This is a genomic window from Paraburkholderia sp. GAS448, assembly GCF_050435685.1.
Classification (GTDB): domain Bacteria; phylum Pseudomonadota; class Gammaproteobacteria; order Burkholderiales; family Burkholderiaceae; genus Paraburkholderia.
In genome coordinates, this window is sequence record NZ_JBNDKT010000024.1 from 1 (window position 1) to 23,950 (window position 23,950).

The 23,950-nt window shown below is 62.7% G+C and carries 20 protein-coding genes; 15 read left to right on the forward strand and 5 right to left on the reverse strand.

What is annotated here, in order from left to right; all coding sequences use genetic code 11:
• The 3 genes from ccsA to msrQ all read left to right on the forward strand — a co-directional run.
• A partial coding sequence (ccsA, locus tag P3T23_RS32330; protein ID WP_429320143.1) for a cytochrome c biogenesis protein CcsA occupies positions 1–315 on the forward strand: 315 nt, incomplete at its 5' end.
• Between the two features lie 168 nt (positions 316–483).
• A complete protein-coding gene (gene msrP, locus P3T23_RS32335) occupies positions 484–1,479 on the forward strand; it encodes a protein-methionine-sulfoxide reductase catalytic subunit MsrP (RefSeq protein ID WP_429320144.1) in 996 nt (331 codons plus the stop codon).
• Between the two features lie 11 nt (positions 1,480–1,490).
• On the forward strand, positions 1,491–2,204 hold the full coding sequence (gene msrQ / locus P3T23_RS32340; RefSeq protein ID WP_429320145.1) for a protein-methionine-sulfoxide reductase heme-binding subunit MsrQ: 714 nt from the start codon (positions 1,491–1,493) through the stop codon (positions 2,202–2,204).
• A 56-nt stretch (positions 2,205–2,260) separates the two neighbouring features.
• On the opposite strand, the gene lysA is transcribed toward msrQ, so the two are convergent.
• Positions 2,261–3,523: a diaminopimelate decarboxylase gene (lysA, locus tag P3T23_RS32345; RefSeq protein WP_429320146.1), complete on the reverse strand. Its 1,263-nt coding sequence runs from the start codon at positions 3,521–3,523 to the stop codon at positions 2,261–2,263.
• 9 nt (positions 3,524–3,532) lie between these two features.
• Positions 3,533–3,871, reverse strand: a complete 339-nt coding sequence (gene lptM / locus P3T23_RS32350) for an LPS translocon maturation chaperone LptM (RefSeq protein ID WP_429320147.1) — start codon at positions 3,869–3,871, stop codon at positions 3,533–3,535.
• A 35-nt stretch (positions 3,872–3,906) separates the two neighbouring features.
• Between lptM and cyaY the strand changes: the two genes are divergently transcribed.
• Positions 3,907–4,224, forward strand: a complete 318-nt coding sequence (gene cyaY, locus P3T23_RS32355) for an iron donor protein CyaY (RefSeq protein ID WP_429320148.1) — start codon at positions 3,907–3,909, stop codon at positions 4,222–4,224.
• Between the two features lie 111 nt (positions 4,225–4,335).
• Here cyaY and P3T23_RS32360 read toward each other — a convergent pair whose 3' ends face one another.
• Positions 4,336–6,735 carry a penicillin-binding protein 1A gene (locus P3T23_RS32360; protein WP_429320149.1) on the reverse strand — a complete coding sequence of 800 codons (2,400 nt, stop codon included), beginning with the start codon at positions 6,733–6,735 and terminating at the stop codon, positions 4,336–4,338.
• Positions 6,736–6,974: 239 nt separating this feature from the next.
• On the opposite strand from P3T23_RS32360, the gene pilM reads away from it, so the two are divergent.
• From pilM to P3T23_RS32395, 7 genes are all read left to right on the forward strand, one after another.
• Positions 6,975–7,958, forward strand: coding sequence for a type IV pilus biogenesis protein PilM (gene pilM / locus P3T23_RS32365; protein WP_429320150.1), 984 nt, complete (start codon positions 6,975–6,977; stop codon positions 7,956–7,958).
• Between the two features lie 5 nt (positions 7,959–7,963).
• Complete coding sequence (locus P3T23_RS32370; protein ID WP_429320151.1) at positions 7,964–8,659, forward strand: fimbrial assembly protein; 696 nt, start codon at positions 7,964–7,966, stop codon at positions 8,657–8,659.
• Positions 8,656–9,552 (forward strand): hypothetical protein, encoded by an 897-nt coding sequence (locus tag P3T23_RS32375; protein WP_429320152.1) that lies wholly within the window; start codon positions 8,656–8,658, stop codon positions 9,550–9,552. The genes P3T23_RS32370 and P3T23_RS32375 overlap by 4 nt, the downstream gene beginning before the upstream one ends.
• Positions 9,549–11,171, forward strand: a complete 1,623-nt coding sequence (gene pilQ / locus P3T23_RS32380) for a type IV pilus secretin PilQ (protein WP_429320153.1) — start codon at positions 9,549–9,551, stop codon at positions 11,169–11,171. Before P3T23_RS32375 ends, pilQ begins: the two co-directional genes overlap by 4 nt.
• Before the next feature lie 95 nt (positions 11,172–11,266).
• Complete coding sequence (locus P3T23_RS32385; protein ID WP_133661185.1) at positions 11,267–11,818, forward strand: shikimate kinase; 552 nt, start codon at positions 11,267–11,269, stop codon at positions 11,816–11,818.
• Positions 11,819–11,825: 7 nt separating this feature from the next.
• Complete coding sequence (aroB, locus tag P3T23_RS32390) at positions 11,826–12,911, forward strand: 3-dehydroquinate synthase (RefSeq protein WP_429320154.1); 1,086 nt, start codon at positions 11,826–11,828, stop codon at positions 12,909–12,911.
• A gap of 92 nt (positions 12,912–13,003) precedes the next feature.
• The gene (locus tag P3T23_RS32395) at positions 13,004–14,191 is read left to right on the forward strand and encodes a deoxyguanosinetriphosphate triphosphohydrolase (protein WP_429320265.1); all 1,188 of its coding nucleotides are present in this window, start codon (positions 13,004–13,006) and stop codon (positions 14,189–14,191) included.
• A gap of 156 nt (positions 14,192–14,347) precedes the next feature.
• Here the strand turns inward: P3T23_RS32395 and P3T23_RS32400 are convergent, their stop codons facing one another.
• Positions 14,348–14,728 (reverse strand): DUF883 family protein, encoded by a 381-nt coding sequence (locus P3T23_RS32400; RefSeq protein ID WP_429320155.1) that lies wholly within the window; start codon positions 14,726–14,728, stop codon positions 14,348–14,350.
• Between the two features lie 278 nt (positions 14,729–15,006).
• Positions 15,007–15,699, reverse strand: a complete 693-nt coding sequence (locus tag P3T23_RS32405; protein WP_429320156.1) for an OmpW/AlkL family protein — start codon at positions 15,697–15,699, stop codon at positions 15,007–15,009.
• A gap of 187 nt (positions 15,700–15,886) precedes the next feature.
• Between P3T23_RS32405 and P3T23_RS32410 the strand changes: the two genes are divergently transcribed.
• The 4 genes from P3T23_RS32410 to thpR all read left to right on the forward strand — a co-directional run bounded on the left by P3T23_RS32410 (position 15,887) and on the right by thpR (position 23,916).
• Positions 15,887–16,594: a transposase gene (locus tag P3T23_RS32410; protein ID WP_133661180.1), complete on the forward strand. Its 708-nt coding sequence runs from the start codon at positions 15,887–15,889 to the stop codon at positions 16,592–16,594.
• A 293-nt stretch (positions 16,595–16,887) separates the two neighbouring features.
• Positions 16,888–21,591, forward strand: coding sequence for a glutamate synthase-related protein (locus P3T23_RS32415; RefSeq protein WP_429320157.1), 4,704 nt, complete (start codon positions 16,888–16,890; stop codon positions 21,589–21,591).
• 108 nt (positions 21,592–21,699) lie between these two features.
• Positions 21,700–23,169, forward strand: a complete 1,470-nt coding sequence (locus P3T23_RS32420; protein WP_429320158.1) for a glutamate synthase subunit beta — start codon at positions 21,700–21,702, stop codon at positions 23,167–23,169.
• Positions 23,170–23,382: 213 nt separating this feature from the next.
• Positions 23,383–23,916, forward strand: a complete 534-nt coding sequence (gene thpR, locus P3T23_RS32425; protein ID WP_429320159.1) for an RNA 2',3'-cyclic phosphodiesterase — start codon at positions 23,383–23,385, stop codon at positions 23,914–23,916.
• Positions 23,917–23,950: the final 34 nt, after the last annotated feature.

Genomic DNA, 23,950 nt, shown 5'->3' on the forward strand with positions numbered 1-23,950 from the left:
CCGGCGCTGGAAGTGCTCGATGACGTCATGTACAAGTCGATCGCGGTCGGTTTCGCCTTCTTCACGATTGCGACGATTCTCGGCGCACTGTGGGCGGCCGAAGCCTGGGGCGGCTACTGGAGCTGGGACCCGAAGGAAACGTGGGCGCTGATCGTCTGGCTGAACTACGCGGCCTGGCTGCATATGCGGCTGATGAAGGGCCTGCGCGGTCACGTCGCCGCCTGGTGGGCGCTGACGGGGCTGCTGGTCACCACGTTCGCCTTCCTCGGCGTGAACATGTTCCTGTCGGGGCTGCATAGCTACGGAAAACTGTAAGATTTGCCGGTTTCCGCCGACTTAAAACCGCCGGGCCCTTCGCGCCGGCGGTTTTTTTATTGCGGGACGGAATTTTCGTGCATCCAGATTGTTTGTCGGGGTAGTACCTGTGCATGCAGGGTCGAACGATCATCAACGTGGCCCCGAGCGCCATTGAGGAGCAGCACCATGTGGATCAAACGAAACGAGCGGATTCGACTCAGCGGGGATGACATTCCACGCAGCGAAATCACGCCGCGGCCGATATTCGAGAACCGTCGGCGCATCCTGCAGGCCACCGGTGCAGCAGCAATGGGGGGACTGATCGGTGTCAATGGTGAGGCGCTGGCTGCTTACACGACGCCGGACGGAAAGGCGCAGAAGCTCCCGGCCAAAACAAACCCGAAATTCGTCGTACCGGACAAGGTCACGCCCTTCAAGGACATCACGACGTACAACAACTTCTACGAATTCGGCACCGACAAGGGGGACCCCGCGCAGAACGCTGGGACGCTGCGACCGCGGCCGTGGCGCGTAAGCGTGGAAGGCGAGGTGAAGAACGCCAAAGTCTACGATATCGACGACCTGCTCAAGCTCGCGCCGCTTGAGGAACGCGTGTATCGGCATCGGTGTGTCGAAGGCTGGTCGATGGTGATTCCGTGGGTTGGCGTGTCGCTGTCGGAACTGATCAAGCGCGCACAGCCGACGGGCAACGCGAAATACGTGCAGTTCATCACGCTGGCGGACCCGTCGCAAATGCCGGGTCTGTCGCAGCCGATACTCGACTGGCCGTATTCAGAAGGCCTGCGGATGGACGAAGCGATGAATCCGCTGACGCTCCTGACGATGGGTGTCTACGGTCAGGCGCTGCCGAACCAGAACGGTGCGCCGGTGCGGGTCGTCGTGCCGTGGAAGTACGGCTTCAAGAGCGCGAAATCGCTGGTGAAAATCCGCTTCGTCGACAAACAACCGCCGACCAGCTGGAACACGTACGCTTCGCAGGAGTACGGCTTCTATTCGAACGTGAACCCGAACGTCGACCACCCGCGCTGGAGCCAGGCGACCGAGCGGCGTATCGGCGAAGATGGTTTCTTCACGCCGAAGCGCAAGACGTTGATGTTCAACGGTTACGGCGACCAGGTGGCGTCGCTTTATCAGGGCATGGACCTGAAGAAGAACTTCTGACTGGCACGGCTATGGCTATCGATACGCAATCTGTCGCCGATTCAGGCGCCCGCCGTGCCGGACCTGCGGCTGCGCGGCGTCCAGCAGCCGGCGGCAGCCGCTGGATTGTGCCGGCAAAAGTCGCAGTGTTTGTGGCGGCGTGGTATCCGCTCGCACGCATTGTGTTCTTCGGTCTGACGGACCGTCTCGGCGCGAATCCGATCGAATTCATCACGCGTTCGACCGGCCTCTGGACGCTCGTTTTCCTTTGCATCACGCTCGCTGTCACGCCACTGCGACGGCTGACGGGCGTGAATGCGCTGGCGCGCTTTCGCCGCATGCTCGGCCTCTACGCATTCTTCTACGCGACGCTGCATTTCACGACTTATATCTGGTTCGACAAGTGGTTCGACGTCGCGGCGATGCTGAAAGACATCGGCAAGCGTCCGTTCATCACCGTAGGCTTTGCCGCGTTCGTGCTGCTGATCCCGCTGGCTGCGACGTCGCCGAAGGTAATGGTGCGCAAGCTCGGGCGTCGTTGGCAGACGTTGCACCGGGCGATCTATCTAATCGGCGCGCTGGCAATCCTGCACTTCTGGTGGATGAAGGCGGGCAAGCACGACCTGCTGCTGCCCAGGATTTACGGTGCGATTGTCATTGCGTTGCTGGGCTGGCGACTGGTCGTGTGGCTGCGGGGCCGGATGGCGATGCGCGGTGTCAATGACGAGATCAAGCGACGGCGCTGAATCAAAAAAAAAGCGATGCATTGAACGCATCGCCTTTTTCAATGCAGCAGTTTCCATCAGCCCGGCAGAACCGACTCGCCAGCAAATAGTTGCGCGACTTCTTCGCGCACCCGTGCGACGTGTACCTTGTCGCCGTCGACCATGACTTCCGCGGCACGCGGGCGCGTGTTGTAGTTCGAGCTCATCACGAAGCCATAGGCGCCCGCCGAGCGGATCACCAGAAGGTCACCCGCTTCGACAGCGAGTCGCCGCTCGCGGCCGAGCCAGTCGCCGCTTTCGCAGACCGGCCCGACGACGTCATACACGTGCGCCTCGGTATCGCGCTTCACGGCCGGTTCGATCTTGTGGAACGCTTCGTACATTGCCGGCCGTGCGAGGTCGTTCATCGCCGCGTCGACGATCGCGAAGTTCTTCTCCGCGCCCGGCTTCAGGAATTCCACGCTCGTGAGCAGCACGCCCGCATTGCCGACCAGCGACCGGCCTGGCTCGAAATACACTTCACGATGACCGTGACCGCGTTCTTCGATCCGGTCGAGCAGCGTACGCACGAATACTCCGATGTCCGGCGGCGTTTCGTCGTCGTACGTGATGCCAAGGCCGCCGCCCACATCAATGTGGCGAATCCTCACCCCATCCGATTCGATCTGTTCGACGAGTTCGAGCAGTTTGTCGATCGCGTCCAGATAGGGCTCGACTTCAGTAATCTGCGAACCGATGTGGCAGTCGATCCCGACGACTTCGAGATTAGGCATGGCAGCGGCGGCGCGATAGGTTGCGCGCGCGTCGTCGAACGCGACGCCAAACTTGTTCGACTTGAGGCCGGTGGAAATGTAGGGGTGCGTTTTCGCGTCGACGTCAGGATTCACGCGCAGGGACACGGGCGCCTTCCTGCTCATCGAACCGGCCACTTCGTTCAGGCGGTCGAGCTCGGGAATCGATTCAACGTTGAAGCACTTCACTCCAGCCGCAAGCGCTTCACGCATTTCGTCGGCGCTTTTGCCGACGCCGGAAAACACCACATTCTCCGCTTTGCCGCCGGCTGCCAGCACGCGTGCAAGTTCGCCGCCGGATACGATGTCAAAACCTGCGCCGAGACGCGCGAACACGTTGAGGACAGCGAGGTTGCTGTTCGCTTTCACGGCAACGTGAATGGCTGCGCGACGTCCTGCGCAGGCGCCCGCATAGGCTTGCCACGCAGCGGTGAGCGCCGCGCGCGAATAGACGTAGAGCGGCGTGCCGAACCGTTCGGCGAGCGAGACGACGGACACGCCTTCGGCGTGCAGGACGCCGTCGACGTAAGCAAATGCGGATGAAGTCATGCGAAAGTCTTATTGATCGGTTGATGCACCGGAAGCCGGGCGTGCGGTCGAAGGCGATTCGCCTGAACCTGGTGTCGTGCGAAGCTCGGTATCCGGCGACAACGAAAGCGCGTTACCTGACGTATCAGGCACAGTACCGACGACAGCAGCAGATGCAGGCGCTGCCTCTGAAGCGGTTCCGGGTACTTCGTTGGGCGAAGCCGGCTGCGTCTGTGCGCTGGGTTTGGGTGGCAGCGGCGGAACAGTAGGCAAGTAGAGCGCGCCGCGTTGTCCGCAACCACCGAGTGCAGCGCCAGCGAGAATTGCCAAAGCCGCTACAATCGCGCTCATCCTGAATACGACTCGCATGACCGTCCCTGAATAATTAATCGCTGGAGTTTACCATGTCCGACAGTGAATACCTGACCCGCGCCGAGGCCGTTCTGGCCGCCGTGGAGCGCGCAATCGACGATACGGATGCCGATATCGAATTGGAACGAAGCGGCAATGTTCTGACGCTCGAATTCGCGAACCGGACGAAGATCATCGTGAATCTTCAACCGCCGATGAAAGAGATCTGGATCGCGGCAAAAGCCGGCGGCTTCCATTTCCGGTTCGCCGACGGTGCCTGGCGTGACACGCGCAGCGGCACCGAGTTTTTTGCTGCGTTGTCGGACTACGCGACGCAACAGGCCGGCGAACCGGTGACGTTCGAGCCCTGAGAGCAACAGGCGGCGCGCGATTATCCTGGCGTCCGCCATGCCCCCGAAAATAAAGCAGGCCGCGGCGCAGAAGTGCGCGGCGGCCTGGAAGCAGCCAGGCGACTGTCGGGTCTAGTGACCGCGGAACAGGTTCATGATGTTCTGCTTTTCCTCCTCGCCCACCTGCTCCGGCGCGGCCCCCGACGGGCCGCCGCTTGCCTCGTCAAGCGTTGCCTGGCTGACGCCGACGGTTGAAATGAACCCGTGACCCGGCGTGAGGTCGTCGAAATACAGCTCATCGCCGATCGTCACGACATCTTCCGGCATCGGCATCCTGTACTCGGGCACGCCTTTCATCGCGTTGCCCATGTACTCAATCCACACCGGTAGCGCGAGGCCGCCGCCCGTTTCCTTGTCGCCGAGACTGCGCGGGTTGTCGTAGCCGATCCAGGCGATCGCGGTCAGCGTGTGCTGGTAGCCGGCGAACCACGCGTCGCGTGAATCGTTGGTCGTGCCCGTTTTGCCCGCGAGGTCGGTGCGCTTCAGGACATTGCTCTTGGCGCCCGTGCCACGTTGCGCGACGCTCAGCAGGAGGCTGTTCATCACGTAGGCGTTGCGCGGTTCGATTGCGTGCGGCGCGCTCTGACCAGCGACGAGCGGCTGCGCATGCGCGACGAGGATACCTCGCTGGTCGGTCACTTCCGCAATCAGGTACGGGTTGATCCGGTAGCCGCCGTTCGCAAACACCGAAAACGCCCCCGCCATCTGCAGTGGCGTAACAAGCCCGGCGCCTAGCGCCATTGGCAGATACGCCGGATGACGGTCCGCGTCGAAACCGAAACGCGTGATGTACTGCTGCGCGTACTTCGTGCCAATGTGGCTCAGGATGCGGATCGACACCATGTTCTTCGACTTTTGCAACGCAGTGCGCATCGTCATCGGACCGTCGAAGCCGCCTCCGTAGTTCTTTGGCTCCCAAGCCTGGCCACCAGTTTCTGCAGCACTGAAAAAGAGCGGGGCATCGTTGATGACCGTCGCGGGTCCAAGTCCTTTCTCGAGAGACGCGGAATAGATGAACGGCTTGAAGCTCGAACCCGGTTGACGCCAGGCTTGCGTGACGTGGTTGAACTTGTTCTTGTTGAAGTCGAAGCCGCCGACGAGCGCGCGGATCGCGCCGTCCTGCGGAATGACCGATACGAACGCGCCTTCCACCTGCGGCAGCTGCGTGATGGCCCAGCCGTCGTCATCGTTTCTGACAACGCGAATGATCGCTCCGGGCCGCACGCGCTGGTTAGGTTGCGCACGCGGGCCGAGTGCGAAGGACGCAAAGCGCAAACCATCGCCCTGAAGGGTGATGGTGTTGCCGTCCATCAACGTCGCCTGCACCTGCTTCGGGCTCGCCGACGTCACTACAGCGGCGATGATCTCGCCGTTGTCGGGATGTTCGAGCAACGCGTCGTCGATCGCCTGTTCGCGGTCGTCCGGATCCGACGGCAGATCGATGAACGCTTCCGGGCCGCGATAACCGTGGCGCCGCTCGTAGTCCATCAAACCCCTGCGAAGCGCACGATATGCGACGTCCTGATCAGCCGAATCGATCGTCGTCACCACGTTGAAGCCCCGCGTGTAAGCTTCTTCGCGATATTGCGCGTACATCATCTGGCGCACCATTTCAGCAACGTATTCCGCGTGCACGCTGAATTCCTTGCCCGCGCCCTTGACCACGAGCGGCTGCTTCGCTGCCTCGTCGTACTGTTCCTGCGTGATGTAGTGCAGTTCGAGCATGCGTTGCAGGATGTATTCCTGACGGATCTTCGCGCGCTTCGGGTTCACCACCGGGTTGTAGGCCGATGGCGCTTTCGGCAGGCCCGCCAGCATGGCCGATTCGGCGAGCGTAAGGTCCTTCATATCCTTGCCGAAATACACGCGCGCCGCACTGGCAAAACCGTATGCGCGCTGGCCGAGATAGATCTGATTCATGTAGACCTCGAGAATCTGATCCTTCGACAGCTTCGACTCGATCTTGTACGCGAGCAGCATCTCGTAGATCTTGCGCGTGTACGTCTTTTCGCTCGACAGAAAGAAGTTGCGCGCGACCTGCATCGTGATCGTGCTCGCGCCCTGCGTGGCGCGACCGTTCGATAGCGCGACGAAGCCGGCCCGTGCGATCCCTGCCAGATCGACACCGCCGTGCTCGTAGAAGCGCGCATCTTCGATCGCGAGCACCGCATATTTGAGGCTGTCGGGCACGTCCTTGATGCGAACGATATCCCGACGCTCCTCGCCAAATTCACCGATCAGTACGTGGTCGGCTGTGTAAATGCGCAGCGGGACTTTCGGCCGATAGTCGGTGAGCGCTTCCAGCGATGGCAGGTTCGGCGTAGCGACCACCAGCGCGTAGCCCAGCACCAGCGCGCCGGACACGATGCCTGCCACGATGAGCCCCACAAAACCGAGTATGAGCTTGAGCCAAAGGGGGCTCTTGCGCTTTTGCGGGGCGGGCGGCGGTGACGTAGGGGACGAAGAATGCATATGAATACCAAAAAACAGTCCCGCGATTATAGCCGCGCGGATTTTCTGCTTTCGGCGTGCTTACGCCGGGACGGCGCGCCGTGCAGAGATGACTTAACTGTAGCCCTTTTGCCCCGGCGCGGGTGGTGTGGCAGGCCGCGTTAGCCATCAGGCCGAATATCGCGCACTCGCGCCGGTCAGCAGAATCCCCACTGTTGTCGCGTCCGAACGGTTCGGCGCGCAAGTCTGAAGGGGGTGTCATGGCGTTTAAAAATTCATTGCTGGCGGTGCGTCGTTTCGCAGCCGGAATCGACCTTGCCCAGCGGGAAGTCCGGCTTGTCGTACTGAGCCGGCGGCTTCGCGAAGGTGGTCCCGTGCGGGTCGAATGCCTCGCGGCCGCGCCGCTGTTTCCGGGCGCGATGGCGGGAGCCGAGATCGTCAATCGTTCCGCTGTCGGTGCCGCGTTACGGGACGTCTTTGCGCAGTTGCCGGGAGATTGCTCGGCTCATGTGCTGCGATGCGCGATGGCGATGCCTGCGTCGGCCACACTCACGACTTCGGTGCCGTTGAGCCGGTTTGCCTCGTCAGGTCACGTCGCGCGGCAATCAGCAATCGGGAGTCACGCGCTCACGGCACTGGAACCGGCGGTGATGGCAGAAGCGGAGCGGGTTGCCGGAATCGAACGTCATGCGCTTGCCGTCGACTGGTTCATCGACGAATCGCCGCATCGTGCCGGCTGCGTGACGATCGCTGCGACTGCGAGAGCGCACCTCGAGGCGCGTGTCGAATGCGCTGCCGCTGCGGGCATCACGCTGACCGCGGTCGACGGCGAGCCACACGCCGCTTTGCGGGCAATGCGCCACACCGCGTCGTTGGAACTGGAGGCACATGAGTCGTACGCGGCGATCTGGATCGGGGATGACGGCGTGCACGGCTGGCGCATCGTCGACGAGTCGATCGCGAGCGAGATGCGCTACCCCGCGCCGGAGCATGCGGATCTCGTCGATGCCCTGCGCGAACTTGGAGAAGGAGGCGTTAGCTGTGCCATTGTGGGCGGTCAGATCGGACTGCTCGATGACGTGGGATTCTCCGTAGCCGACATCGGCGACGCGTTGGGCTGCACTGTGCTGCCGTTTGAGTGCGCGCTGCTGGACAGCGGCGCGCGCGCGCTTCCGGTTGCGTTGCCTCGTGAGCCGTCGCTGGCGGTTGCATTCGGGCTCGCCTTGCGCGGGCTTATGGAGTGAGGCGCATGGGTTTCTTGAGTGCGTTCCTGGAACCTCGTTCGCGAGCGCAGCGTGTGCGACCCGGCGGCTTCAATCTGTTGCCATATCGGCAGCGCAACGCGCGTCTTGCCCGGCGGCGCTGCGTCAGGGAGTGGCTGGGTGCCGCGCTCGCTGGTGGTGTCGCGGTGCTGGGTCTTGCGGGCTGGCAGGCGTTCGAAGGTGCACGGCTCGACGCTCGGCGTGCGTCGCTAGCACATTCGCTCGCGGAGCTTGACGTCCCGTTAGCCGAACATGCCCGCCTTGTTCGCGACGCAGAAGAGCGCCGTACACGCTCAGCACTTACAGCCGCCGTGTCTGCGCCGCTGACGCATCTTGTCGATCTGCTGGATGTGCTGGGCGATGAGTCGGGGGGCGGCGTGGTCGTCCGGGAATTGAGGCATCGGGCGCAAGAGACCGAGTTGCGTGCAACAGCCCACGACCCTGGCGCATCTGCTGCGTGGCTCAAGCAACTAGCCGCCTTGCGTGACGCCAGAAGCGTCGAGATCGACGAGCTGCATCATAACGTTGCGTCGGGTTCTCAACGCAACCCGTCGTCGAATGGTGCGGCGGTCGATTTTGCTGCCCGGCTGCGCTGGTCCGGCTCGCCACCCGGTCCACAGCATCCGGGTCTGAACGCGACGGCGTCTCCCGTCGCGCCACATATCAATCGAGGTGACCAATGAACGGTGCAGTTGCCTATCGCGACAGCGGTTTGAGTTCAGGCGATCTAGCAAGCACATGGCGCCAGTGGATGCGTTTGCCGCTTGAAGCGTGGAGCATGCGTCGGCGCGCCGCCACGGCTTCATTGATAGCGATCGCGGTATTCGTGGCCGGCGCGAACGGCTGGATCGCTGCTGACGCGAGCGGCGTGCAGTCCAGGCGCGTTCTGCTCGACGAAGCCGATCGGCATCTTGTCGAGGCGAGGCGGGCGATTGCGCAATTGCCAGCCTTGCGGCGCGCTGCGAATGACGACGCGGCGGCGCGCGACACGATTGAACGGACGTCCGCGGACGACTTGCACGTCATATCGCAACTCGCCACTCAATACGGCATCGAGTTGCTGGCGCTGGAGCCGCAGCCGGTAACCGGTGCCGGGATGAACGCGATACGGCCGATACATCTTTCTGCTCGCGCCAGCTTTCCGGCATTGCTGGGCTTCCTGCGAGGGCTGCCGAACTTGCCCATGCTCGTCACACCAGGGGACGTCTCGATCAAGCGAGGCACCGGGGCGCTGGTGATTAGCGCTACGCTCGATGTGTTCGATGCGCTGCGTCCCGCTGCAACGCAAACCAGCGAGGACGCCGACAGGCAATCGGATGACGACGTGCTCTTCTACGATCCGTTTTCTGCATCTGATCGGCACACTGCGTCCGACGGCGCGTTTTTGCGTCTTGTGGGTTTGCTGCGCGACGATCTGCGCCGCCTTGCGCTGCTGGAAACACCCGACGGCCTCGCGGCAGTGGCGCGCGGCGACGACCTGGGTGAAGAACGAGTGGCCGATATCGGCGCTTTCGGCGTTACCCTGTCTAGTCCCGACGGCACGCACACACTGACGCTTGCCGAGGTGTCGCCATGAGGCGCACGAAAGCACTCTGCCGCGCGATCTGCTGCATGTCGCTTGTGGCGACAGCCGCGCACGCATCATTGCCGCCGCTCCCGGAGCAAATGCCGCCCGATGACGTGCTGGAGTCCCAAGGGGTGCCACCGCTGCCGCATGGTGCGGGCAGCGAGGTGCCCAATCCCTTTCGCCCGGAAGCGACGGAGGACGCGGAGGCGTCCGCGGACGCTTCTACCGCACCGGTTTCCAGCGAAGCACCAGGCGATGAACCGGCGAGTACCAGCACGTCTGCCGGCGATGGCTCCGCGAACCCGCTGCCGCGTGCCGACGGGGTGGCGGGCCAGGCACTCGAGGGTCCACCGGTGCCGCTTCCACCTGCGCAGCGATTGGGCGGCCCGCCGGAGAGCGGGCGAGGTGAAGGTCCCGATGCAAGCAAACCTGTTACGCTCAGTTTCCAGCATGCCGAACTGGGCGCGGTGCTGAACGCGTTTGCGCGTCTCACGGGTTTGAACATCGTTGCAAGTGAGCGGGCGCGCGGCTTCGTATCGCTGCGACTCGACAAGGTGCCCTGGCGTACCGCTTTCGACACCTTGCTGGAGGTCAACGGCCTCGCGATGGAGCGGCGCGGCAACGTGATCTGGGTGGCGCCGCTTGCCGAACTTGCCGCGCGGCAGAAGCAGCGTTTCGAGGCGCACGCGCGGGCGGCGGACCTGGAGCCGCTGGCGAGCCGCACATTCGAACTTCACTACGCGCACGCCGAAGATGTCCGAAAGCTTCTCACCGCATCGGGCGCACAGCGTGTGCTGTCGAAACGTGGCGCCGCGATGGCCGATTCGCGCACCAATCTGCTGTTCGTGACGGACCTCGACGCACGGCTTGCGCAGATCGCCGCTCTGGTTGCTTCCATCGACCGCCCGGCGCGCCAGGTGCTGATCGAGGCGCGCATCGTCGAAGGCGATCAGGGTTTCTCGCATAACCTTGGGGTACGGCTCTCGATGAGCGGTACCAGCGCTGACGGTACCTCCCGGGGCGTGGTCGGCGGTAGCGACGGCGCGGTGTACGATCTGTCCGCGCGCCCGATCTCGGGCTTCGATGCAGCGACGGCCGGGCTGACACTGTTCGCCGCACGTGCGACACGCCTGCTCAACATTGAACTGAGCGCGCTGGAGCAGGAAGGTCGGGGGCAGATCGTGTCGAGCCCGCGTGTCGTGACGGCGGACCGGATGAAGGCGGTCGTCGAGCAGGGCACCGAGCTGCCGTACCAGGCGAAGGTCGGGCAAGGCGTCTCGGGCGTCCAGTTCAGGCGGGCAACCCTCAAACTGGAGGTTGAGCCGCAGATTACGCCCGATGGGAGGGTGATTCTGGACCTCGACGTGGCGAAAGATAGCGTCGGCGAACAGACGGATGCGGGACCCGCCATCAACACCAAACACGTCCAGACGCGCGTCGAAGTGGAGGACGGTGGAACGGTGTCGATCGGGGGCATCTACGCGGCCGACGACCGCAATGATGTGACGCGCGTGCCGCTCCTGGGCAAAATACCGCTTTTGGGCGCGCTTTTTCGCCATCACGCGCACCGCGACCAGCGCAGCGAACTGGTCGTTTTCATCACACCACGCGTTGTGCAGACAAATTGAGGGTCTGCCGCAGCGTCCGGCCGGAGGCTCGACAAGGCGGGCGCTTTGCCTTTAAGCTGCGGCACGAACCATACCGGATTAGCCAGAGGACACCGTTGCAACCGCGGGACGCAAACGCCAATGTATTTTTTGTAGGGCTCATGGGGGCGGGTAAAACCACCGTGGGCCGGGCGGTGGCGCGCCGGCTGGATCGGCCGTTCTTCGATTCCGACCACGAGATCGAGGCGCGCACGGGTGCGCGCATTTCAACCATCTTCGAACTCGAAGGCGAAGCAGGCTTTCGCGACCGGGAGGCCCAGACCATCGCCGAGCTGTCCGGCCGCGACAACATCGTGCTCGCCACCGGCGGCGGCGCGGTGCTGAGGCCGGAAAATCGGGAAGTTCTGAAGAGCCGCGGTCTCGTCGTCTATCTGCGCGCGAATCCACACGACCTGTGGCTCAGGACGCGGCGCGACAAGAACCGGCCATTGCTGCAAACCGATGACCCGAAGGGGCGGCTCGAAGCGCTGTACGAAGTACGCGATCCGCTGTATCGCGAATGCGCTGATTTCGTCATCGAAACCGGGCGTCCATCAGTCAACGGGCTCGTCAATATGGTGTTGATGCAGCTCGAGATGGCCGGCGTCGCGCGACATCCTGCGTCATAATGCAAGCATGATTACCGTCAACGTCGAACTGGGCGAGCGCGCCTATCCCATCCATATCGGCCCCGATCTGATCGGACGAACCGACCTTTTCGCACCACATATCGCGGGCTCTACCGTCACCATCGTCACGAATACGACTGTCGATCCGCTGTACGGCGACGCGCTGCGCCACGCATTGGCACCGCTCGGCAAGCAGGTTTCGACCGTCGTTCTGCCGGACGGCGAGGCACACAAGAACTGGGAAACGCTCAACCTGATCTTCGATGCGCTCCTCAACGCGCGTGCCGACCGCAAGACCACGCTGATCGCGCTGGGTGGCGGCGTGATTGGCGACATGACGGGGTTCGCCGCCGCCTGCTATATGCGGGGCGTGCCGTTCATCCAGGTGCCGACTACCCTGCTGTCGCAGGTCGATTCGTCGGTTGGCGGCAAGACGGGCATCAATCACCCGCTTGGCAAGAACATGATCGGCGCGTTTTATCAGCCGCAGGCCGTGATCGCCGACATCAGCGCGTTGCGCACGCTGCCGGCGCGCGAACTGGCTGCAGGTGTTGCTGAAGTCATCAAGACGGGTGCGATCGCCGATGCGGGCTTTTTCGACTGGATCGAAACCAGCATCGACGCGCTGAACCGATGCGAACCGCAGGCGCTCGCTGAAGCGGTCAAGCGCTCATGCGGGATCAAGGCCTCAGTCGTGGCTGCGGACGAGCGAGAGGGCGGCCTTCGGGCGATTCTCAATTTCGGTCACACGTTCGGTCACGCGATCGAAGCAGGCCTCGGCTATGGCGAGTGGCTGCATGGCGAGGCGGTCGGTTGCGGGATGGTGATGGCGGCGGATCTGTCCGTGCGCCTCGGTCATCTCGACGACGTGGCGCGTCGGCGTCTGGTCGATTTGATTGTCGCGGCCAATCTGCCGGTTCGCGGCCCCGCACTCGGTGATTCGCGCTATATCGAACTGATGAAGGTAGACAAGAAGGCCGAAGCGGGTGCGATCAAGTTCATTCTGCTGAAGCGGTTTGGTGACACGCTGATCACGGAAGCACCCGACGATGCCGTCCGCGCGACGCTCGCGGCAACTGCGGCGCCCATCTAACGGCTGCGATCGGCTGGAACCAACCGGCCGACCCGGACTCGCAGAGTCGCCGCCCATGATTGGAGAACCCGGTGACTGAAAGGCGCAGCGACATCCTGACTCATCCACACAGCAAGCAGGCCCCCGGCTTGACCGCGACGCCTGCTCTGGCTGCGCTCGAAGGGCATCTCGCCCCCTACGCGGCGCACTCGGCGCAATCGCGTGGTCGCCGGTATCCCGAGCCGCCACCCAGCGCGCGCACCGAATTTCAGCGTGACCGGGATCGTATTGTCCATTCCACTGCATTTCGTAGGCTCGAGTACAAGACGCAGGTATTCGTGAACCACGAGGGGGACCTTTTCCGCACGCGTCTGACGCATAGCCTGGAGGTTGCGCAGATTGCGCGCTCAGTCGCGCGCAATCTGCGCGTCAACGAGGATCTGGTGGAAGCCATTTCGCTTGCCCACGACCTCGGCCATACGCCATTCGGCCATGCCGGGCAGGATGCGCTCAACGAATGCATGCGTGAGCATGGCGGCTTCGAACACAATCTGCAAAGTCTCGCCGTCGTCGACGATCTCGAAGAGCACTACGGCGGATTCGACGGGCTGAACCTGTGTTTTGAAACGCGGGAGGGCATTCTGAAGCACTGTTCGCGCGAGAATGCCCGCAAGCTCGGCGCGCTTGGCGAGCGATTCCTGCAAGGGCAGCAGCCGTCGCTGGAAGCGCAGATCGCGAACGTGGCCGATGAGATCGCGTACAACAATCACGATGTCGACGATGGCCTGCGGTCGGGCCTTTTGACTATCGAGCAACTTGCGGACGTCGAGTTGTGGCACACCCATCATCAGGCGGCGCGCAGCGAATATCCGCGCATCGAGGGGCGCCGCCTCGTGCATGAAACAGTGCGCCGGATCATTAACACGCTGATCGTCGATCTGATCGACACCACCACGAACAATCTGGCGCGATACGCACCCGCGTCTCTCGACGCGGTGCGGATCGCCCCGCCACTCGTCGCGCATAGTGAGCGCGTCGCCGCGCAGGCGGCGTCGCTCAAGCGTTTCCTGTTCAAGAACCTGTATCGCCATTACCGCGTGATGCGGATGGCAAACAAGGCGAGACGGGTCGTGGTCGGTCTATTCGACGCGTTCACGGACGATCCGCGGCTATTGCCGCCGGCCTATCAGACTGAAGAGCCGGCGCAACAGCCGCGACTGATTGCCCATTACATCGCGGGCATGACGGATCGGTATGCCTTGAAGGAGTACCGACGTCTTTTCGTCATCGATGACAACTGACGCGGCGCGGCAGCGCGGCGAGCAGTACGCAAAAGCGTGTGTGTGCCGCACCGAAAATCGTGTAGCGCATTCGCCGGCCGCCACGCACCTGCCTGGCGATCGACAATCAGCAGCCGCGCGGCGCGCGACATAAATGATGTCGCGCAAATACTGGTATCAACGAGGGCTGCGCGCCAGCAAAGCCCCAGCAACAAGCGCCAGGCCGCCGACGATTGCAATCGTCTTCCATGGATTTGCATGTACGTATTCGTCGGCGTCGGCGAGCGCGACTTCGGCGCGTTCACGCACGGCTTCACGCGTGTCGTCGAGGCGCGCGCGAGCCGCATCCAGACGTTTGCGCAATTGCGAGCGAAGGGCCGCGGCATCAGCCTGTGTACCGTCGGCCAGCGTTTCTTCGAGTTCCGACATCAGTGAGCGCAGTTCCGAGCCGATGTCCTCGGCGGCATGGCGACCGTGTCGCGCGATGCGGCGCGCGCGGCGGCCGGTCGAGTTCAACGATTCTCCAATGGCTTCTCGCGTATTCGGTAGTGCAGTCATGATGGCTCCGTCGATGGTGGGTTTAAAGGCACCCGCTTCTTCGCGCGGGAAACACTAACTCACGCAACTTCGATGCCACACTCTCGGCAGCGTTCCTGTCGACCATTGAACCGCCAGGCAGCTGGAGAATTTGCACTGCAGGCGGCGCGTCGTGGTCGAAATTACAATCCATTGTCGCAACCAGTCCTGGAGTGGCTCAGGGCCTAAAATCAAAACGCCGTCACAGCCAGTGTGACGGCGTTTCTTGTTCAAGCCCCGAAATCTCGACTACGCTTAACCTAGAAGCGGTAGCCAAGATTGACGTACGTGACGATCGGGTTGATCTTGATCTTGGTTTGCGCCTGAACCAATGGGCTGCTTATCTTTGCAGTGGTGCTGAGCGGCAGATACGAGATCGAGAGACCGGCGAACCAGTGGTCGGTGAATGCGTAAGAGAAACCACCATTGAAAACCGGGGCCCACGAACTATCCGTAGATACGGTGGTCGGACCTCCATTGAACACTGCCTGCTCGAATACGCCGTTCGTGATCTTCGCGTCGGTGAACCAGACGCGGCTCACGCCAATACCAAGATACGGACGGAATTTCGATTGCGGTGCATTGAAATAGTATTTGAGCAGCAGCGCAGGGCTCCACTGTTTCGCCTCACCGAGTTTGCCGAACGCCCCGAGCTGGCCACTGCCCGTAATATTGAATGAAGGAGGCACGCCGACATCGAATTGCGTCGCGATGTGGTCGGTGACGAAGTAGCCTACCGAGAAGCCGATGGTATCGGCGTCGCTTATGCTTGCGCCGGTGTTAGGGACCGTGCGGCTACCGAATGGACTTGTCAGTGTGAGCGGGTCACTACTGGACTGAGGTGCGAAATGGAACCAACCTGTTGAAAGGTAAATACTTCCGGCCGATTGCGCGTGAGCTGCTGTCATGCACGCGAAAGCCGCGAGCCCCGTTACAGCCTGTCTTAATTTCATATGTGCTCCTCCAAAAAAGGCCCGCCCATTATGACCAGAACGTTTGAAACAAACCATACGCGCCGGCTAGAGCATTCTCCCTAGGCTCCGCACGGTTTCTCGCTGAGCCGCGCCACGCCGAACTGCACGGTCGTGCGGCTTTTCAGACCCTCGGGTAATCACCAACGCGACTATTGGATAATCCAGCATGGCACGGCTTGCACGTCTTTATGTTCCCGACCAGCCGCAGCACGTGATCCTGCGCGGACTCGATCAGCAGCCCGCATTCGTTGACGACCAGGATTACGAGCTCTTCGTCGACTGCCTCAAGGCGGCTTCGCGCGATCATCATCTGGCAATTCACGCTTATGTCCTGATGCCGGGTGCTGTACAACTGCTCGTCACGCCATCCGACGAGGCGAGCCTGCCGAAGGCGATGCAGGCGGTCGGCAGGCGCTACGTTGCACACTTCAACCGGCGCTACGCTCGCCGCGGCACGTTGTGGGAGGGCCGCTACCGGGCGACCGTGATCGAAGGCGAGCGATACTTTCTGCTGGCCAGTCGCGTGGTGGAGTTGTGCCCGGTACGCACCCAGCTGGTAAGTGCACCGGAAGACTATCGATGGTCGAGTTACCGCCATCACATCGGACTCACGCTCGACAGCCTCATCACCGATCACCCGTTGTACTGGTCGCTCGGCAACACGCCGTTTGAACGGCAACGGGCGTACCGCGAGCTGTGCGAGCAGCCGATGGACGAACGCGAGACCAATCAGCTTCAGCAAGCTACGTTAAAGGGCTGGGTGCTCGGTAGCGAGTCCTATCGTGAGTGGGCGGCGCGGGCGGCGAACCGGCGCGTGTCGCCTTTGCCGCGCGGCCGGCCCCGTAAGGTCCGCGAAACGCCGCAGACGCAATAAAATCTTCCGGATCAACGGGCTACAAAGAAACGGCATCTTCGCATGCCGTTTTCTTTTGCACCTTTTTGATGTGGAACCAATTAAAAAATGATTCAATGCACCAATCTGATAATAGGGGTCGTACCATTGACATTTATTTGCTATTCCATTGATTCGTCGCGTATATTCCGAATTCCGGCGGTCTCCGGGCGCGCGCCGCTTCGGAAGCTTGACCGCCCACGCGGTTGAAGTTCGAGCTGCGGGCAACAAAAAATGGTTTAACGGCCGATCGGCCCCTCACAGACGGTGTCCCCATGAACGACCACCTGCAACCGACGTCTTCGGTTCCCGCCGAGCAGGGTCTGTATGACCCGCAAAACGAGCACGACGCCTGCGGCGTCGGCTTCGTTGCCCACATCAAGGGCAAAAAAAGTCATGAGATCATTCAGCAAGGCCTGAAGATTCTCGAGAACCTCGATCACCGCGGCGCAGTCGGTGCCGATCCGCTCATGGGTGACGGCGCGGGCATCCTGATCCAGATCCCCGACGGCTTTTACCGTGAGGAAATGGCAAAGCAGGGCGTGAGCTTGCCGCCGGCCGGCGAATATGGCGTCGGCATGATCTTCCTGCCGAAGGAACATGCGTCGCGCTTGGCGTGCGAACAGGAACTCGAACGTACGGTGAAGGCGGAAGGCCAGGTCGTCCTCGGCTGGCGTGATGTGCCTGTCGACCACGCAATGCCGATTTCGCCCACCGTGAAGGCCAGCGAGCCGCTGATCCGCCAGATCTTCATCGGTCGCGGCAAGGACATCATGGTGACCGACGCGCTCGAACGGAAGCTGTACGTGATCCGCAAGACCGCGAGCCACCGCATCCAGGCGCTCAAGCTCAAGCACGGCAAGGAATACTTCGTGCCGTCGATGTCGGCGCGCACAGTCGTCTATAAGGGGCTGCTGCTGGCGGGCCAGGTCGGCGTGTACTACCGCGACCTGCAGGACGAGCGCGTCGTGTCGGCGCTCGCCCTCGTGCACCAGCGCTTCTCGACCAACACGTTCCCGGCGTGGGAACTGGCTCACCCGTACCGCATGATCGCCCACAACGGCGAAATCAACACGGTGAAGGGCAACGTCAACTGGCTGAACGCCCGTACCGGCGCGATCGCGAGCCACGTGCTCGGCGACGACCTGCCGAAACTCTGGCCGCTGATCTATCCGGGCCAGTCGGATACCGCATCGTTCGACAACTGCCTCGAACTGCTCGTGATGGCCGGTTATCCGCTCGTCCACGCGATGATGATGATGATCCCCGAGGCGTGGGAACAGCACACGCTGATGGACGACAACCGCCGCGCGTTCTACGAATACCACGCCGCGATGATGGAGCCGTGGGACGGCCCGGCCGCGATTGCCTTCACCGACGGCCGTCAGATCGGCGCGACGCTCGACCGCAACGGCCTGCGTCCGGCGCGCTACCTCATCACCGACGACGATCTCGTGATCATGGCGTCGGAAGCCGGCGTGCTGCCTATTCCTGAGTCGAAGATCGTCAAGAAGTGGCGTCTGCAGCCGGGCAAGATGTTCCTGATCGACATGGAGCACGGCCGCATCATCGACGACAAGGAACTGAAGGACAACCTCGCGAACGCGAAACCGTACAAGAGCTGGATCGACGCGGTTCGCATCAAGCTCGACGAGATCGAGCCGAAGGCCGAGGACGTCGTGACGGAACGCCGCGAAGCCGCTGCGCTGCTCGATCGCCAGCAGGCGTTCGGCTACACGCAGGAAGACCTCAAGTTCCTGATGGCGCCGATGGCGCAGGCCGGTGAAGAAGCCGTCGGTTCGATGGGCAACGACTCGCCGCTCGCGGTGATGTCGAGCAAGAACAAGACGCTCTATCACTACTTCAAGCAGCTGTTCGCCCAGGTGACGAACCCGCCGATCGATCCGATCCGCGAGAACATGGTGATGTCGCTGGTGTCGTTCATCGGTCCGAAGCCGAACCTGCTTGACACGCTTAACATCAACCCGCCGATGCGTCTTGAAGTGTCGCAGCCGGTGCTCGATTTCCGCGACATCGCGAAGATCCGCGCGATCGATCAGTACACGGGCGGCAAGTTCAGTTCCTACGAACTGAACATCTGCTATCCGGTGGCCTGGGGCAAGGAAGGCATCGAGGCGCGTCTCGCGTCGCTGTGCGCGGAAGCGGTCGATGCCGTCAAGTCCGGCTACAACATGCTGATCGTGTCCGACCGCAAGACGGACCGCGACAACGTCGCGATTCCGGCGCTGCTGGCTACGGCGGCGATCCACACGCACCTCGTGCAGCATGGTCTGCGCACGAGCACAGGTCTCGTCGTCGAAACCGGTTCGGCGCGTGAAACGCACCACTTCGCGCTGCTCGCGGGCTATGGCGCCGAAGCCGTGCACCCGTACCTTGCGTTGGAAACGCTGGCGCAACTCGCGCAGGGCCTGAAGGGCGACCTGTCGGCGGACAAGGCGATCTACAACTTCACGAAGGCAGTCGGCAAGGGCCTGCAGAAGGTCATGTCGAAGATGGGCATCTCGACGTACATGTCGTACACCGGCGCGCAGATCTTCGAGGCCGTCGGCCTCGCTGAAGATCTGGTGCTGAAGTACTTCCATGGCACGTCGTCGAAGGTCGGCGGCATTGGTCTCTTCGATGTTGCTGAAGAGGCGATCCGCCTGCATCGCGAAGCGTTCGGCGACAGCCCGGTGCTGGCCAACATGCTCGACGCGGGCGGCGAGTACGCGTACCGCGTGCGCGGCGAAGAGCACATGTGGACGCCGGATGCGATCGCCAAGCTGCAACACTCGGCGCGCAGCAACTCGTACCAGACGTACAAGGAATACGCGCATCTGATCAACGATCAGACGAAGCGTCACATGACGTTCCGCGGCCTGTTCGAATTCAGGCTCGATCCGTCAAAGGCTATCCCGCTCGACGAAGTGGAACCGGCGAAGGAAATCGTCAAGCGCTTTGCGACGGGCGCCATGTCGCTCGGCTCGATCAGCACGGAAGCGCACGCCACGCTGGCGGTGGCGATGAACCGCATCGGCGGCAAGTCGAACACGGGCGAAGGCGGCGAGGACGAAAACCGTTACCGCAACGAACTGCGCGGCATTCCGATCAAGAACGGCGACACGATGAAGTCGGTGATCGGTGATGAAGTGATCGTCGACATTCCGCTGAAGGACGGCGATTCGCTGCGCTCGAAGATCAAGCAGGTGGCGTCGGGCCGCTTCGGCGTGACGGCGGAGTACCTCGCTTCGGCCGACCAGATCCAGATCAAGATGGCCCAGGGCGCGAAGCCGGGCGAAGGCGGCCAGCTGCCGGGTCACAAGGTGTCCGAGTACATCGGCAAGCTGCGTTACTCGGTGCCGGGCGTCGGCCTGATTTCGCCGCCGCCGCACCACGACATCTATTCGATCGAAGATCTGGCGCAGTTGATCCACGACCTGAAGAACGCTAACTCCGCCGCGAGCATCTCGGTGAAACTGGTGTCGGAATCGGGCGTCGGTACGGTCGCAGCCGGTGTCGCGAAGGCGAAGGCGGATCACGTCGTGATCGCCGGCCATGATGGCGGCACGGGCGCGTCGCCGCTGTCGTCGATCAAGCACGCCGGCACGCCGTGGGAACTCGGCCTTGCCGAAACGCAGCAGACGCTGGTGCTGAACCGGCTGCGCGGCCGCATCCGCGTGCAGGCCGACGGCCAGATGAAGACCGGCCGCGACGTCGTGATCGGCGCGCTGCTCGGCGCGGATGAGTTCGGCTTTGCGACGGCGCCGCTCGTCGTCGAAGGCTGCATCATGATGCGCAAGTGCCATCTGAACACCTGCCCGGTCGGCGTGGCGACGCAGGATCCGGTGCTGCGTGCGAAGTTCCAGGGGCAGCCGGAACACGTCGTCAACTTCTTCTTCTTCGTTGCGGAAGAAGCGCGCGAACTCATGGCGCAACTGGGCATCCGCAAGTTCGACGACCTGATCGGCCATTCGGAACTGCTCGACATGAAGAAGGGCGTCGAACACTGGAAGGCGAGGGGGCTCGATTTCTCGCGCGTGTTCTATCAGCCGCAGGTCCCCGCGGAAGTGGCACGCAAGCACGTCGAAGTGCAGGATCACGGTCTCGACCGCGCGCTCGATCACACGCTGATCGAAAAGGCGAAGGCTGCAATCGAGAAGGGCGAGCACGTCTCGTTCATCCAGCCGGTGCGCAACGTGAACCGCACGGTGGGCGCGATGCTGTCCGGCACGATCGCGAAGAAGTACGGCCACGACGGCCTGCCTGACGACACGATTCACATCCAGTTGAAGGGCACGGCGGGTCAGAGCTTTGGCGCATTCCTCGCGAAGGGCGTCACGCTGGATCTCGTCGGCGACGGCAACGACTACGTTGGCAAAGGTCTGTCGGGCGGCCGCATCATCATCCGTCCGACCAACGATTTCCGCGGCAAGTCGGAAGAAAACATCATCTGTGGCAACACGGTGATGTACGGCGCGATCGAAGGCGAATCGTTCTTCCGTGGCGTGGCAGGCGAGCGCTTCTGCGTGCGTAACTCCGGCGCGACGGCGGTTGTCGAAGGCACGGGCGACCACGGCTGCGAATACATGACGGGCGGCACGGTCATCGTGCTCGGCGAAACCGGCCGGAACTTCGCGGCGGGCATGTCGGGCGGTATCGCTTACCTGTTCGACCCGGACAACACGTTCGCCGGCAAGTGCAACAAGTCGATGGTCGCGCTCGATCCGGTGCTGCAGCAGGCCGAACAGGAACGCACCGTCGACCGCGCACTGTGGCACGCCGGTACGACCGACGAAGCGTTGCTCAAGGGGCTGATCGAACGCCACTTCCAGTTCACGGGTTCGCCGCGTGCAAAAGCGCTGCTCGAAAACTGGGATGCGTCTCGACGCCAGTTCGTGAAGGTGTTCCCGACGGAATACAAGCGCGCGCTGGGCGAAATGGGTGCGAAGAAGGCAGCCAAGGAAAGCCTGGCCGCCTGAGCTCGACCCACGGCCATCCCACGGCCACCGACGACACAACATGCGCCTGCCGCTTCGCGGCGGCGGGCGCGGACTACCCCACCTGATAAAGATAGAGAAGAGAACCATATGGGCAAGGCAACCGGTTTTCTCGAGTTCGAACGCCGCCACGAGGTGTACGAAGCTCCGCTCACGCGTGTGAAGCATTACAAGGAATTCGTCGCGGCACTGTCCGACGATGAAGCGAAGGTCCAGGGCGCACGTTGCATGGACTGCGGCATTCCGTTTTGCAATAACGGCTGCCCGGTGAACAACATCATCCCGGACTTCAACGACCTGGTGTTCCATCAGGACTGGAAGAACTCGATCGAAGTGCTGCATTCGACGAACAACTTCCCGGAGTTCACGGGCCGCATCTGTCCGGCGCCGTGTGAAGCCGCCTGCACGCTTGGCATCAACGACGACCCGGTCGGCATCAAGTCGATCGAGCACGCGATCATCGACAAGGCGTGGGCCGAAGGCTGGGTCGCACCGCAGCCGCCGAATCACAAGACCGGCAAGAAGGTCGCGGTCGTCGGATCCGGCCCCGCCGGACTCGCCGTCGCGCAGCAACTCGCGCGCGCGGGGCACGATGTCACGGTGTTCGAGAAGAACGATCGTATCGGCGGCCTGCTGCGTTACGGCATCCCCGATTTCAAGCTGGAGAAATGGCTGATCGATCGTCGTATGCGTCAGATGGAAGCCGAAGGCGTGACGTTCCGCGCGAACGTGTTCGTCGGCAAGAAGGATTCGCTGCCCGTGCATATCGGCAACACGGCAAAGGAAACCATCACGCCGGACGAACTGAAGGAACAGTTCGATGCGGTCGTGATCGCAGGCGGTTCGGAAATGCCGCGCGATCTGCCGGTGCCGGGCCGCGAACTCGCGGGCATCCACTATGCGATGGAATTCCTGCCGCAGCAAAACAAGGTCAACGCCGGCGACAAGGTGGCGGACCAGCTGCTTGCGAAGGGCAAGCACGTCGTGGTGATCGGCGGTGGCGACACGGGCTCGGACTGCGTCGGCACATCGAACCGTCATGGCGCGAAGAGCGTCACGCAGTTCGAACTTTTGCCGCAGCCGCCGGAAGAAGAGAATAAACCACTGGTTTGGCCGTACTGGCCGGTCAAGCTGCGTACGTCGTCGTCGCATGAGGAAGGCTGCGAGCGCGATTGGGCGGTGGCGACCAAGCGGCTCGAAGGCAGGAACGGCAAGGTCGAGAAGCTGGTCGCAGCGCGTGTCGAATGGAGGGACGGCAAGATGCAGGAAGTGCCGGGCTCCGAGTTCGAGATGAAGGCTGACCTCGTGCTGCTCGCAATGGGCTTCACGCAGCCGGTGGCGCCGGTGCTCGAAGCGTTCGGCGTCGACAAGGATGCGCGCGGCAATGTGCGTGCCTCGACGGAAGGCGACAAGGCGTACCACACGTCGGTGGACAAGGTGTTCACGGCAGGCGACATGCGTCGCGGCCAGTCGCTCGTCGTGTGGGCGATTCGCGAAGGCCGTCAATGCGCGCGTTCGGTCGATGCGTACCTGATGGGGCATTCGGAGCTGCCGCGTTAAGTCTCGCGGCGGCGCGTGATTGCGATACGCGATAAAACGCGCTGGCGACTGTTTGCAGGAAGAGGTGGAGACGACAAGGCGGTACCCAAAAGCCGGGCGTCCGTAAGGGCGACCCGGCTTTTTTACGTCGGTCACGTCGTGGCTCGCGCGGCTGCGGTTCGGGTTACAGTAAGGCACGCCCCATCCACCGCTCCATCGACGGGAACGATGCCCATGACCGAAGGCTGGCAACGCTGCTTCATCGCGCTCGCGCCTGACGCGACGACGCGCGACGCGCTCGCCGCTGTGCCGCTTGCGCCAGCGGCGCGTCGCGTGCCCTACGAGCAGCTGCATCTGACGGTGACGTTTATCGGCGCGCTGTCGGTGGAACGGGGCGAAGCGCTCGCGGAAGGTCTGGCGGCCAGCGCCACCTCGCTGAGCGCTACCGCCATCACGCGAATCGAGCACTGGCCGAACGCGACGCATCCGCGACTGACCGTGGCAACGCTCGCGATGTCGGATGAATTCGTCGCGCTCGACTGGCGCATCCGGTCACTGATGCTGGATCTCGATCTGCCCGTCGATGCCCGTGCGTTCCGGCCGCATATCACCCTCGCGCGATTCGGCCGCGAGGCCCATGCAATCGACGGTGCGCCGCAGATGTCTGCGGATCTGGCCGCGCGATTCGAGTCTCTGGTGTTGTATTCGAGCACGCTTGCCCGGCATGGGGCCCGTTACAGCGCGTTGGCAAGCGTGCCGCTCGTCTGAGGCACGCACGACGCACCGGCGGCTTTATCGACGA